The organism is Janibacter sp. GXQ6167 (assembly GCF_041365945.1).
In the GTDB taxonomy this organism is placed as follows: Bacteria; Actinomycetota; Actinomycetes; order Actinomycetales; family Dermatophilaceae; genus JBGFSK01.
In genome coordinates, this window is record NZ_JBGFSK010000008.1 from 40,007 (window position 1) to 52,216 (window position 12,210).

General features: G+C 67.9%; 12 protein-coding genes. All 12 read right to left on the reverse strand.

Annotated elements, in window-relative coordinates; all coding sequences use genetic code 11:
- Positions 1-8: 8 nt before the first annotated feature.
- Positions 9-308: an NADH-quinone oxidoreductase subunit NuoK gene (gene nuoK / locus AB8K43_RS12265; RefSeq protein WP_370894495.1), complete on the reverse strand. Its 300-nt coding sequence runs from the start codon at positions 306-308 to the stop codon at positions 9-11.
- Entirely contained in the window at positions 305-1,075 is a 771-nt protein-coding gene (locus AB8K43_RS12270) for an NADH-quinone oxidoreductase subunit J (protein WP_370894496.1), read from the reverse strand. Before AB8K43_RS12270 ends, nuoK begins: the two co-directional genes overlap by 4 nt.
- The gene (gene nuoI, locus AB8K43_RS12275; RefSeq protein ID WP_370894497.1) at positions 1,072-1,680 is read right to left on the reverse strand and encodes an NADH-quinone oxidoreductase subunit NuoI; all 609 of its coding nucleotides are present in this window, start codon (positions 1,678-1,680) and stop codon (positions 1,072-1,074) included. Before nuoI ends, AB8K43_RS12270 begins: the two co-directional genes overlap by 4 nt.
- Positions 1,673-3,058 (reverse strand): NADH-quinone oxidoreductase subunit NuoH, encoded by a 1,386-nt coding sequence (gene nuoH / locus AB8K43_RS12280; RefSeq protein ID WP_370894498.1) that lies wholly within the window; start codon positions 3,056-3,058, stop codon positions 1,673-1,675. The genes nuoI and nuoH overlap by 8 nt, the downstream gene beginning before the upstream one ends.
- Positions 3,055-5,412, reverse strand: coding sequence for an NADH-quinone oxidoreductase subunit G (locus tag AB8K43_RS12285; RefSeq protein WP_370894499.1), 2,358 nt, complete (start codon positions 5,410-5,412; stop codon positions 3,055-3,057). Before AB8K43_RS12285 ends, nuoH begins: the two co-directional genes overlap by 4 nt.
- The gene (gene nuoF / locus AB8K43_RS12290; protein ID WP_370894500.1) at positions 5,409-6,722 is read right to left on the reverse strand and encodes an NADH-quinone oxidoreductase subunit NuoF; all 1,314 of its coding nucleotides are present in this window, start codon (positions 6,720-6,722) and stop codon (positions 5,409-5,411) included. Before nuoF ends, AB8K43_RS12285 begins: the two co-directional genes overlap by 4 nt.
- Positions 6,719-7,564, reverse strand: a complete 846-nt coding sequence (gene nuoE, locus AB8K43_RS12295) for an NADH-quinone oxidoreductase subunit NuoE (protein ID WP_370894501.1) — start codon at positions 7,562-7,564, stop codon at positions 6,719-6,721. Before nuoE ends, nuoF begins: the two co-directional genes overlap by 4 nt.
- Positions 7,564-8,907 (reverse strand): NADH-quinone oxidoreductase subunit D, encoded by a 1,344-nt coding sequence (locus AB8K43_RS12300; RefSeq protein ID WP_370894502.1) that lies wholly within the window; start codon positions 8,905-8,907, stop codon positions 7,564-7,566. The genes nuoE and AB8K43_RS12300 overlap by 1 nt, the downstream gene beginning before the upstream one ends.
- Positions 8,907-9,728 (reverse strand): NADH-quinone oxidoreductase subunit C, encoded by an 822-nt coding sequence (locus AB8K43_RS12305; RefSeq protein WP_370894503.1) that lies wholly within the window; start codon positions 9,726-9,728, stop codon positions 8,907-8,909. Before AB8K43_RS12305 ends, AB8K43_RS12300 begins: the two co-directional genes overlap by 1 nt.
- Positions 9,725-10,312: an NADH-quinone oxidoreductase subunit B family protein gene (locus AB8K43_RS12310; protein ID WP_370894504.1), complete on the reverse strand. Its 588-nt coding sequence runs from the start codon at positions 10,310-10,312 to the stop codon at positions 9,725-9,727. Before AB8K43_RS12310 ends, AB8K43_RS12305 begins: the two co-directional genes overlap by 4 nt.
- 3 nt (positions 10,313-10,315) lie before the next feature.
- Entirely contained in the window at positions 10,316-10,678 is a 363-nt protein-coding gene (locus AB8K43_RS12315) for an NADH-quinone oxidoreductase subunit A (RefSeq protein WP_370894505.1), read from the reverse strand.
- A 70-nt stretch (positions 10,679-10,748) separates the two neighbouring features.
- Positions 10,749-12,086 (reverse strand): geranylgeranyl reductase family protein, encoded by a 1,338-nt coding sequence (locus AB8K43_RS12320; protein WP_370894506.1) that lies wholly within the window; start codon positions 12,084-12,086, stop codon positions 10,749-10,751.
- Positions 12,087-12,210: the final 124 nt, after the last annotated feature.

Here is a 12,210-nt window from a genome sequence, read left to right on the forward strand (position 1 = left end):
GATTCTCCTTACAGCTTCAGCAGGTTGGCGTCGTCGACCGAAGCCGAGCGGCGGGCACGGAAGATCGCCATGATGATGGCCAGCCCCACCACGACCTCACCAGCGGCGACGGCCATGACGATCAGGGCGATCACCTGGCCCTCGATGGCGCCGTGCATCCGGGCGAAGGTCACGAAGGCGAGGTTCGCGGCGTTGAGCATCATCTCCACGCCCATAAACATGATGATCGTGTTGCGCCGCAACAGGACCGCAGCTCCACCGATCGCGAAGAGGACCGCCGCGAGGTAGACGTAGTTCATGAGGCTCACTTTTCGCCTCCCTCCTCGATCTCTCGCCGGATCTCGTCGTCGATCTCGGTGTAGACGGTCGGCTGCGTCACCTGGTCGCGGGCGACGATCACCTTGTTGAGCGACAGTTCGCTCTGGCTGCCATCGGGCAGCAGCGCGGGCGTGTCGACGGCGTTGTGGCGGGCGTAGACACCGGGGACGGGCAGACCCGCGAGGTGCTTGCCGTCCCGGAAGCGCTTCTCGCTCCACTCACGCTGCGTGGGCTTGGGCAGGAAGCGCTCGCGGTGGGCGAGGACCATCGCGCCCATCGCGGCGGTCGTGAGCAGGACCGCGAGGACCTGCAGGACGCCGATGTACTTGCCGAAGATCAGGTACGCGAGGGCGTTGATATTGCCGGTCGTGTCGTTGATCCCCGCGAGGTTCGGCGTGCCGTCGTAGACGACCCGGCCGAGGGCGCTCGAGAGCAGCAGGATCACGCCGAGCGACATCACCAAGGTGATGAGCTTTTGGCCCTTCAAGGTCTCGACCAGCGAGTCGGAGTGGTCGACGCCGACCAGCATCACGACGAAGAGGAAGAGCATCATGACCGCGCCGGTGTACACGAAGATGTGCACGACCCCGAGGAAGGGGGCTTCGAGGGCGAAGTAGAAGATGCCGACGATGATCATCGTCGTCACCATGCCGATGGCGGCGTGGACGGCCTTCTTGGCGAAGAGCAGTGACAGCGCGGCGCCGACAGCGATGATCGCGAGGATCCAAAAGAGGACGGCTTCGCCAGAACTGGTCATGCCTGCTCCCCCTTGTCGTCCTCGCTCGCGTGGTGGGCGGCGACCCACTCGCGCTGTGCGGGGGTGGCCTCGGTGACCTTGCCGAGGTAGTAGTCGCGCTCTTCCATGCCCGCGACCATCGGGTGCGGCGCGGGAGCCATCCCCTCCTGGAGCGGGGCGAGCAGCTCTTCCTTGGTGAAGATCAGGTCCGCGCGGTTGTTGTCGGCGAGCTCGTAGAAGTTCGTCATCGTCAGGGCGCGGGTCGGGCAGGCCTCGATGCAGAGGCCACAGAAGATGCAGCGCAAGTAGTTGATCTGGTAGATCCGCCCGTACCGCTCGCCGGGGCTGAACCGCTGGCCGTCGGCGTCGTCATTGTTCGCGCCCTCGACCATGATCGCGTCGGCAGGACACGCCCAGGCGCAGAGCTCACAGCCCACGCACTTCTCCAGCCCGTCGGGATGCCGGTTCAGCTGGTGTCGCCCGTGGAAGCGCGGCTGCGTGGGCCACTTGACCTCGGGGTACTCCTGCGTCGCGACCTTGCGAAACATCGTCGCGAAGGTCACGCCGAATCCGGCAACGGGGGCGAAGAGATCGGAGAGGAATCCGCCCTTCTTCTCGTCAGCCACGGTCCTGCTCCTCGGTTGGGGGAAGCGATGTGCGGGTCTTGTCGGTCCGGGCGCCGCTCTCGACCAGGGTCTGGCCGGGCAGCGGCGGCACCGGGTAGCCACCGGCGTAGGGGTCGATCTCGGTGGGCGGCGGCTCGGCGGCCTCTTGGGCCTTCTTCTCGGCCTTGGTCTCCCAGATCCAGGTGGCGCCGAGCACGATGACGGCGAGGAAGCCGACGATGATCAGCGACGAGGTCGGGAACTCGCGCCCGAAGAGGGCGACGGTGCCATCACCGAGGAAGCCGACCTGGGAGGCGCGGATGAAGGCCACCGCGACGACCCAGGCGAGCGCGAGCGGGATGAGGAACTTCCAGCCGAAGCGCATGAACTGGTCGTACCGGGTACGCGGCAGGGAGCCACGAAGCCAGACGAAGAAGTACATGAAGAGCCACAGCTTGATGGTGAACCACAGCAGGCCCCACCAGCCGTCGACGAACATCGCTTCGCCGAAGAGGGCCTCGGTCGCGGCGGCGACGCCGGGAGGTGCCTGCCAGCCGCCGAGGAAGAGGGTGGTGGCGAGGGCCGAGACGGTGAACATGTTGATGTACTCACCGAGGAAGAACATCGCAAAGCGCATGCCCGAGTACTCGGTGAAGTACCCGCCGACGATCTCGCCTTCACCTTCGGCGAGGTCGAAGGGGAGGCGGTTGGTCTCACCGACCATCGTGATCACGTAGATCACGAAGGAGACGCAGGCCGGGATGATGTACCAGAGGTCGCTTTGCGCGTGCACGATCTGGCTGGTCGACATCGAGCCGGCGTACATGAAGACCGCCACGAGCGCGAGCCCCATCGCGATCTCGTAGGAGATGAGCTGGGCGGTGGCGCGCAACCCACCAAGCAGTGGGTAGGTCGAGCCGGACGACCAGCCGGCGAGCACGATGCCGTAGGCCGCGACACCGGCGACCGCGAGGACGAGCAGGGCCGCGACCGGCAGGTCGGTGATCTGCAGGGGCGTGCGGTGCCCAAACATCCACACGTCGCCGCCCATCGGCATGATCGAAAAACCGACGAAGGCCATGGTGGCGAAGAGGATCGGCGCCATGGTGAAGATGAAGGCGTCGGCTCCCTTCGGCCGCACGTCCTCCTTCAGCATCGACTTCATGCCGTCGGCAAGGGTCTGCAGCAAGCCGAAGGGACCGTTGCGGTTCGGGCCGGGACGCTGCTGCATCCGCCCGATCACGCGGCGCTCGAACCAGATCACCATTAGGACCGAGACGAGCAGGTAGACGAAGAGGAGGGTGACCTTCACGAGCGAGAGCCACACCGGGGTGTCGCTGAAGTCGGCCCGCGGGACCGAGGGGCTCACCTCGGTCGCGTAGAGGGCGAGGTTGATCATGCGGCACCACCCTTGGTGACGGAGACGATCGCTCCGGCCCGGCCGGCGACGGAGCGCAGATCACAACTCTCGGAGTTGGTCGGCAGCCAGACCACCCGATCGACCATTTCGGCGATGTGGACCGGCGCGGTGACGCGGACGCCATCACCGGAGACCGTGACGAGGTCGCCTGGCACGATGCCGAGCGCAGCGGCGCTCGCGGGAGAGATCCACGCCCGCGGCATCGGCGCGGTCCCGGCGAGGAAGGGCTCGCCGTCTTGCAGGGAGCCGCGGTCGAGGAGGTGTCGCCAGGTCGCGAGGACGAACTCGCCCGGGCCAGGCTCGGGGACCTCCGCCGCGGCGAGGGCGAGAGCCTCACCCGTGCGCGGCGCGAGCGGCCCACGCTCGGTGAGCTCGGCGCGCACCTCGCGCAGGGCGCGGGCGCCGAGGAAGACGCCCATCTCGTCGGCCAGCATGTCCAGGGCGCGGTAGTCCGAGACCGCGTGGGTGTCGAGGGCCGCCTCGAAGGGCCGCTCGCGACCCTCCCAGTCCAGGAAGGTGCCGGACTTCTCGGCATGGGGCGCAACGGGAAGGACCACGTCGGCGTGAGCGGTGACGCTGCTCGGCCGGACTTCCAAGGACACGACAAAGGCGCGCTGGAAGGCTTCGTTGGCGCGGTGGAGGCCAAGGTCGAGCGCATCGACGCCACCGACGACGAGGGCGTCGAGGCGGCCATCGGCCGCGGCCTCGATCATCCCGGCAGTGTCGAGCGCGTCCGCAGCGGGCAGCAGCCCGGCCTCGAGCGCGCCGCGCTCACCGGCTCGGCGCGGCACCCACGCGAGGCGGGCACCGGTCGCGGCGGCGAGATCGACGGCGGCGCTGAGCGCGCCCGGCGTCGTCGCGAGGCGTTCGCCGACGAGGAGGAAGGCGCCATCCTCGCGCAGCGCGGCGTGCGCGGCGGTGAAACCAGCCGAGACATCGTCGCCGTCGGTGAGGTCAGCCGCGAGGGCTTGGAGGACCTCGGTCTCGGTGCCGGGGGCACTCGGGACGAGGTGGCCGCCGAGCTTGTCGAGGCCGCGGGTCGTGAGCGGCGCGACACCGTAGACGGCCGTCTTGGCCTTGCGGTAGGCGTGCCGCAGGCGCAGGAAGAGGATCGGGCTCTCCTCTTCGGGCTCGAGCCCGACGAGGACGACCGAACCGGCGTGGTCGAGGTCGGAGTAGCTCACGCCCGTGTCGGGCGTCGTGCCGACGACGTGGCGAGCGAGGAAGTCAGCCTCTTCCGCCGTCGAGGGACGAGCGCGGAAGTCCACATTGGCGGTGCCGAGCACCTCTTCGGCAAAGGCGCGGTACGCCCAGCCGTCCTCGAGAGTGATCCGTCCACCGGTGAGGACACCGTGGCTGCCCGCGGCCGCCAGGCCTTTGGCGGCGTGCTCGAGGGCCTCGCGCCAGGTGACGACCTGGAGCTCGCCGTCCTCGCCGCGGACCATCGGGAACTCGAAGCGGTCGCCCGTCGAGGCGTAGGTGAACGCCCAGCGGCCCTTGTCGCAGTTCCACTCCGAGTTGACCTCGGGATCGAGCAGCGCCATCCGGCGCAGCACGGTGCCGCGGCGGTGGTCGGTGCGCAGCGAGCACCCGGAGGCGCAGTGCTCGCAGGTCCCCGGGGTCGAGACGAGGTCGAAGGGGCGGCTGCGGAAGCGGTAGGCCGCACCGGTCAGGGCACCAACCGGGCAGATCTGGACGGTGTTCCCCGAGAAGTAGGACTCAAACGGCTGCTCTTCGTAGATCCCGACCTGCTGGAGCGCGCCGCGCTCGACCAGGGCGATGAAGGGGTCCCCGGCGACCTGCTCGGAGAAGCGGGTGCAGCGCGCGCAGAGGATGCAACGCTCGCGGTCCAGCAGGACCTGCGAGGAGATGTTGATCGGCTTGGGGTAGGTCCGCTTGATGTCGACGAAGCGCGAGGTCGCCCGGCCGTTGCTCATCGCCTGGTTCTGCAGCGGGCACTCGCCACCCTTGTCGCAGACCGGGCAGTCCAGCGGGTGGTTGACGAGCAGCAACTCCATGACGCCCTGCTGTGCCTTGTCGGCGACGGGCGAGGTGAGCTGGGTGTTGACGACCATGCCGGGGGCAACGGTCATCGTGCAGGAGGCCTGCGGCTTCGGCATCGGCCGGACGTTGCCCTCACGGTCGGGCATCGCAACCTCGACGAGGCACTGGCGGCACGCGCCGATGGGGTCCAGACCCGGGTGGTCACAAAACCGCGGGATCTGGATGCCGATCTCCTCGGCGGCTCGGATCAGCAGCGTGTCCTTCGGGACCTCGACGGGGACGCCGTCGATCGTGAGGGAGACCAGGTCGGTCTGTGGGGTGGCGGTCATGCGGTCACCTGCTCCTTGGCGAAGAGCGTCGAGGCGGCGGGCGGGAAGAGCTCCGCGACCGGGGTGTGGCACCCGGCCTCGAACTCGTCCCGGAAGTACTGGACGGCCGAGGTGACGGGGCTCGTCGCGCCGTCACCGAGAGCGCAGAAGGAGCGCCCGAGGATGTTGTCGCAGATGTCGACGAGCTTGTCGATGTCCTCGGGCGTCCCCTGGCCGTGCTCGAAGCGCTCCAGGATCTGGGCGAGCCACCAGGTGCCCTCTCGGCACGGGGTGCACTTGCCGCAGGACTCGTGCTTGTAGAAGTCGATCCAACGCGAGACGGCCCGGACCACCGAGACAGTCTCGTCGAAGATCTGCAGCGCGCGGGTCCCGAGCATCGACCCATGGGCCGCGACGGACTCGAAGTCCAAGGGCACGTCGAGGTGCTGGTCGGTGAAGATCGGCGTCGAGGACCCACCCGGGGTCCAGAACTTCAGCTTCTTGTTCGGGTCACGCATCCCGCCGGCCATGTCGATCAGCTCGCGCAGGGTGATCCCGAGCGGCGCCTCGTACTGGCCGGGGTTCTTCACGTGCCCGGAGAGGCTGAAGATGCCAAAACCCTGGGACTTCTCGGTGCCCATGTCGGCGAACCAGTCGGCGCCGTGAAGCAGGATCGGCGGGACCGAAGCAATCGACTCGACGTTGTTGACGACGGTCGGACGGGCGTAAAGACCCGCGACCGCCGGGAAGGGGGGCTTCAGGCGCGGCTGGCCCCGACGCCCTTCGAGGGAGTCGAGCAGGGCGGTCTCTTCACCACAGATATAGGCGCCGGCGCCCGCGTGCACGGTGACGTCAAGGTCGAAGCCGGTGCCGTGGATGTTCTTCCCGAGGTGGCCGGCGGCGTAGGCCTCTTCGACCGCGCGCATCAGGCGGCGGTAGACGTGGACGACCTCACCACGGACGTAGATGAAGGCGTGGTGGCAGCCGATCGCGTACGAGGTGATCGCGACACCCTCGATGAGGAAGTGGGGCGCCGCCATCATGAGCGGGATGTCCTTGCAGGTCCCCGGCTCGGACTCATCGGCATTGACCACGAGATACCGCGGCCCGCCGTCCGGGGGCGGCAGGAAGCCCCACTTCATGCCGGTGGGGAAGCCCGCGCCGCCACGACCACGGAGCCCGGAGTCCTTGGTCATCTGGACCAGGTCGGCCGGTTCCATGGTGAGCGCCTTGTTGAGCGCCTGGTAGCCCTCGTTGTCCTCGTAGGTCGCGAGGGTCCACGACTGCGGCGCATCCCAGAACTTCGTGAGGATCGGGGTCAGCGTGGTCACTTCGACTCCTCGGTGTCAGCGGCCTCGGCCGGACGGTCCTGCGACGAGTAGCGGCCCCGCGCTTGGCCCTCGACTCCCGGGTCTTCGGCGTGGGTGTCGGCGTCCTCGTCGGCGGCAGCTTCGTGATCGCCGGGGGCCGTCCAGCCTTCGCGCTTGGCGAGTTCGACGCCGCGCAGCGACGCCGGGCCGGCGCCAACCCCTTCGTCCGCGAGGCCATCGGGGAAGCCGGCGAGCACGCGGGAGATCTGCTTGAAGGTGCAGACGGCGTTCGGCCCGCGGCTCGGGGTGACCGTCTTGCCTTCGCGGAGGTCGTCGACGAGCTCGACCGTCGACTCCGGGGTCATGTTGTCGAAGAACTCCCAGTTGCCCATCACGACCGGTGCGTAGTCACACGCGGCGTTGCACTCGACGCGCTCAAGGGTGACCTTGCCATCCTCGGTGGTTTCGTCGTGACCGATGCCGAGGTGGGACGAGACGGTGTCCCAGATCTCGTCACCGCCCATGATCGCGCAGAGGGTGTTGGTGCAGACCCCGACCGTGTACTCGCCATTGGGGTGACGCTTGTACTGCGTGTAGAAGGTCGCGACCCCGGAGACCTCGGCGTCGGTGAGGTCCAGAGTCCGCGCGCAGAACTCGATGCCGCGCCCGGCGACGTAACCGTCGACGCTCTGCACGAGGTGGAGCAGGGGCAGCAGCGCGGAGCGCTTCTGCGGGTAGCGAGCGATGATCAGCTCGGCGTCGGCCTGGAGCTGCTCGAGCACCTCCGGCGCGTACGGCTCCTTGCTCTCGGAGTTGACGTGCAGATAACCCGAGACGGTCACCTCACCAAAGTTGCTGGACATCAGCGGTCCACGCCTCCCATCACGGGGTCGATCGATGCGACGGCGACGATCACATCGGCGAGCATGCCGCCTTCGCACATGGCCGAAGCGGCCTGCAGGTTGTTAAAGCTGGGGTCGCGGAAGTGGGCGCGGTAGGGACGGGTGCCACCGTCGGAGACGACATGGCAACCGAGCTCCCCCTTCGGGCTCTCGACGGCGATATAGGCCTGGCCCGGCGGGACCCGAAAGCCCTCGGTGACCAACTTGAAGTGGTGGATCAGGGCCTCCATTGAGGTCCCCATGATCTCGCGGATGTGCTCGAGGCTGTTGCCCATGCCGTCGCTGCCGATGGCGAGTTGGGCGGGCCAGGCGATCCGCTTGTCCGCGACCATGACCGGGCCGGGGTTGGCCTGGAGTTCGCTCAAGACCTGCTCGATGATCTTCAGGCTCTCGTACATCTCGTCGATGCGGATGCAGAGCCGGTCGTAGGCGTCGCAGCCGGTGCGGGTGATGACATCGAAGTCGTACTTCTCGTACCCGCAGTAGGGCGCCGACTTGCGCAGGTCGTGCGGCAGGCCGGTCGAGCGGAGCACCGGGCCGGTGATGCCGAGCGCGGTGCAGCCGGTGAGCGAGAGGTACCCGACCTTCTTGGTGCGGCCCTTCAAGATCGGCGCCTCGAGGAGCAGGGCCTCGAGCTCGCCAATGCCCTTACGGATCAGGGGCATCGCCTCGCGCAGTTGGTCGATCGCGCCGGGCGGCAGATCCTGCGCCACGCCGCCGGGACGGATGTAGGCGTTGTTCATCCGCAGGCCGGTGATGTTTTCGATCACCGACAGGATCCGCTCGCGCTCGCGGAAGCCGATCGTCATGACCGTCGTCGCGCCCATCTCCATGCCACCGGTTCCGAGGGCGATGAGGTGGGAGGAGATCCGGGTGAGTTCCATCATCAGGACGCGGATGGCGCTCGCGCGCTCCGGGATCTGGTCCTCGATCCCCAAGACCCGCTCCACCGCGAGGCAGTACGCGGCCTCCTGGAAGAGGGGGGTCAGGTAGTCCATCCGGGTGCAGAAGGTGACGCCCTGGGTCCAGGTGCGAAACTCCATGTTCTTCTCGATGCCCGTGTGGAGGTATCCGATCCCCGCCCGGGTCTCGGTCACCGTCTCACCGTCGAGTTCGAGGATGAGCCGGAGCACCCCGTGCGTCGACGGGTGCTGCGGGCCCATGTTGACGACGATCCGCTCCTCCGGGTTCATCCCGAGTTCGCCGATCTGGTCGTCCCAGTCGCCGCCGGAGACGTCGACGATCCGCCCTTCGGCGGTCTCCTCGTCGATACCGGGGGTGGCGTGGAAGGTGTTGGTGCTCATCAGGTGTACGACCTCCGCTGGTCCGGCGGCGGGACGGTGCCGCCCTTGTACTCCACGGGGATACCGCCGAGGGGGTAGTCCTTGCGCTGCGGGTGGCCGGGCCAGTCGTCCGGCATCAGGATGCGGGTCAGGGCCGGGTGTCCGTCAAAGACGATGCCGAACATGTCCCAGGTCTCGCGCTCGTGCCAGTCGGCGGCCGGGTAAATCCCGACCACGCTCGGGACGTGCGGGTCGGCGTCCGGTGCGGTGACCTCGACGCGCAGCCGGCGGCTGCCGTGGGTGATCGACAGCAGGTGGTAAGCGACGTGCAGCTCGCGCCCGGTCTCCTGCGGGAAGTGGACGCCGGAGACCGACATGCACATCTCGAAACGCAGGCGCGGGTCGTCGCGCAGGGCGCTCATGACGGTCAGGAGCTGGTCACGCTCGACGTAGAGGGTGAGCTCGCCGCGATCGGCGACGACCGTGACCCCTTCCATCGCCGGACCGGTCGCCTCGGCGAGGTGGTCGACGAGGGCGTCGAAGTACCCGCCATAGGGGCGCTCGGATTCGCCGGGGAAGAGGATGGGGCTCCGCAAGCCGCCGTAGCCGCTCGTGTCGCCGCCCTGGGTGGCGCCGAACATGCCCTTCCGCTTGCCGACGACGGTCGGCTCGGGGGCGTCGGTGTCCTCGCTCTGCGGGCGGACGTTGGTGTACTGCACGGGGCGCTGGTCACCCGTGAGGCCAGCGGTCGACGGGAAGCCCTTGTTTGCGGTTCCGCCGAGCCCCTCCCCCTTCGGGTAGACGCCCTCGGGAACCTTCTCGACGTCCTTGCCGTCACTCATGCCAGCAGGTTCCTTCCGACGAGCGCTTCGTGGTCGTGGGTCGGCGCCATGAGTTGGGTCGGCGTGGCCTTCAGGGCGGCCGCCTCGGCAGCGCGCGCGGCGGCGACCCGGTTGACGCCGAGCTTCTCGTTTTGCATCTGCTCGTGGAGCGTGATGATCGCGTTGAGCAGCATCTCCGGGCGGGGCGGGCAGCCCGGCAGGTAGATGTCAACCGGGATGATGTGGTCGACGCCCTGGACGATCGCGTAGTTGTTAAACATCCCGCCGGAGCTCGCGCAGACGCCCATCGAGATGACCCACTTCGGGTTGGCCATCTGGTCGTACACCTGACGCACGACGGGGGCCATCTTTTGGCTCACGCGGCCGGCGACGATCATCAGGTCCGCCTGGCGCGGGGTCGCGGCGAAGCGCTCCATGCCGAAACGGGCGAGGTCATAGTACGGCGTGCCGACGGCCATCATCTCGATCGCACAACACGCGAGGCCGAAGGTCGCCGGCCAGATCGAGGCCTTGCGGAAGTATCCGGCCGCCTGCTCAAGGGTGGTGAGGGCGAACCCGGCTGGCAGTTTTTCTTCTAGTCCCATGGGTTACTCCCACTCCAGGCCGCCGCGGCGCCATACGTAGATGTCGGGGATGACGAAGACGTTCACGAGGAAGAACACGATCGCGATCAGCGCGGCCAGCCCGAGCTGGTCGAACGCGACGGCGAAGGGGAAGAGGAAGACCGCTTCGATATCGAAGATCACGAAGAGCATCGCGGTCAGGTAGTACTTGACCGGGAAGCGACCCCCTTCGGACGCCTGGGGAGTCGGCTGGATGCCGCACTCGTAGGCCTGGGCCTTCGCCGCGTTGTAGCGGGCCGGTCCGACGACGAGGCTGGTCCCCACGGACAGCAGCGCAAAGCCGAGGCCGAACGCGAAGAGGATCAGCAGCGGGATGTACGGGTTCATCGGCGGGCTGCCTCGCTTTCACTCATGTGACGCACGCCATGTCTCATCCTAGGGGGCAGGGTCTTGAGGGTCATGCGCTGGGCACCATCCTCGTCATCGCGTGGATCAGCCGGTCATCGACCTTGCCGCCCTGCTCTTCGGGAAGGTTCGCCATCAACTTCAGCAGGAAGCGCATCAAGGTGGTGCGCGGCAGGCCGTACTTGGTCGCGAGGCGCATCACCTCCGGCTTCCCGATCAGTCGAGCGAAGTGACGCCCGAGGGTGAAGTACCCGCCGTGCATCTCCTTCATGCGGCTCGTGTAGAGCTGCAACGTCTGCTCCCGCTCCGCCGCGGTCGGCGCGGCGAGAGCCTGGGTGATCACCTCGGCGGCCACGTGGCCGGCCTCGAGGGCGTAGTCGATCCCTTCCCCGTTGAAGGGGTTCACCATGCCGCCGGAGTCGCCGACAAGGAGCAGGCCCTTGTCGTAGAGCGGCTGGCGGTTAAAGGCCATCGGCAGGGCCGCGGACTTGATCGGTCCGGTGATCGTCGCCTCGCTGATCCCCCATTCGGCGGGCATCGACTCGACCCAACGACGCATCACGTCCTTGTAGTCGGTGCGCCCGAAGGCCTCGGAGGTGTTGAGGATGCCGAGCCCGATATTCGAGCGGCCGTCGCCGAGCCCGAAGAGCCAGCCGTAGCCGGGCATCAGGATGTCCTCGCCGCGCTCCCCCTTCGTCCACAGCTCCAAGTGGGATTCGAGGTGGGTGTCGTTGTGGCGCGGAGTCTCGTAGTAGGCGCGCACGGCCACGCCCATCGGGCGGTCCTCACGCTTCTCCCGGCCCATCGCGATCGCGAGGCGCGAGGACACGCCGTCGGCCGCCACGACGACCGGGGCCCGGTACGTGATGGTTTCGCCGGTCGCGCGGCCACGCTCGTTCATGACCTTGGCGACGACTCCGACGATCCGGCCGTCGTCATCGAGGACGGGGGTGGTGACATTGCGACGCTCGATCAGACGCGCTCCGCATGTCGCGGCGTGGCGGGCGAGCACTTCGTCGAGGTCCTCGCGGTGGCGGACCATCCCGTAGCTCGGGAAGGAGGCAACGTCCGGCCAGTCGAGCTGGAGTTGCATGCCCCCGCCGATGATCCGCAGGCCCTTGTTGTGCGCCCAACCATCGGTCTCGGCGGTCGGAATCCCGAGGCGGATGATCTGCCGAACAGCGCGCGGGGTGAGCCCATCGCCGCAGACCTTGTCGCGGGGGAAGGATGCCTTCTCGAGCAGGATCACATCGCGGCCGGCCTTCGCCAACCACGCCGCCGTCGCGCTACCGCCGGGGCCAGCGCCAACGACGATGACATCGGCGCTCTCCTCGCGGGGCAGCGTGACCTGGTCGCCGGCGGGAGCGGCGGCAGGGTGATGCTCTGACACGGACGTCCTTTAAGAGGGCTTGTGAACGGATTCACGAACTCGCAGCACATTACCCCCGCCCTTCGAGAGTCCCTACTTAGGCCACCCTCACCAGGTTCGAAGGGGGTGGCGCGGGCTACGTCCC

What these genes read in the sequence shown, in the direction of transcription:
- AB8K43_RS12270 (WP_370894496.1), bottom strand. Translation starts at nt 1,075, where the DNA reads ATGACCAGTTCTGGCGAAGCCGTCCTCTTTTGGATCCTCGCGATCATC.
- nuoH (WP_370894498.1), bottom strand. Translation starts at nt 3,058, where the DNA reads ATGATCAACCTCGCCCTCTACGCGACCGAGGTGAGCCCCTCGGTCCCG.
- AB8K43_RS12285 (WP_370894499.1), bottom strand. Translation starts at nt 5,412, where the DNA reads ATGACCGCCACCCCACAGACCGACCTGGTCTCCCTCACGATCGACGGC.
- nuoE (WP_370894501.1), bottom strand. Translation starts at nt 7,564, where the DNA reads ATGTCCAGCAACTTTGGTGAGGTGACCGTCTCGGGTTATCTGCACGTC.
- AB8K43_RS12300 (WP_370894502.1), bottom strand. Translation starts at nt 8,907, where the DNA reads ATGAGCACCAACACCTTCCACGCCACCCCCGGTATCGACGAGGAGACC.
- AB8K43_RS12305 (WP_370894503.1), bottom strand. Translation starts at nt 9,728, where the DNA reads ATGAGTGACGGCAAGGACGTCGAGAAGGTTCCCGAGGGCGTCTACCCG.
- AB8K43_RS12310 (WP_370894504.1), bottom strand. Translation starts at nt 10,312, where the DNA reads ATGGGACTAGAAGAAAAACTGCCAGCCGGGTTCGCCCTCACCACCCTT.
- AB8K43_RS12315 (WP_370894505.1), bottom strand. Translation starts at nt 10,678, where the DNA reads ATGAACCCGTACATCCCGCTGCTGATCCTCTTCGCGTTCGGCCTCGGC.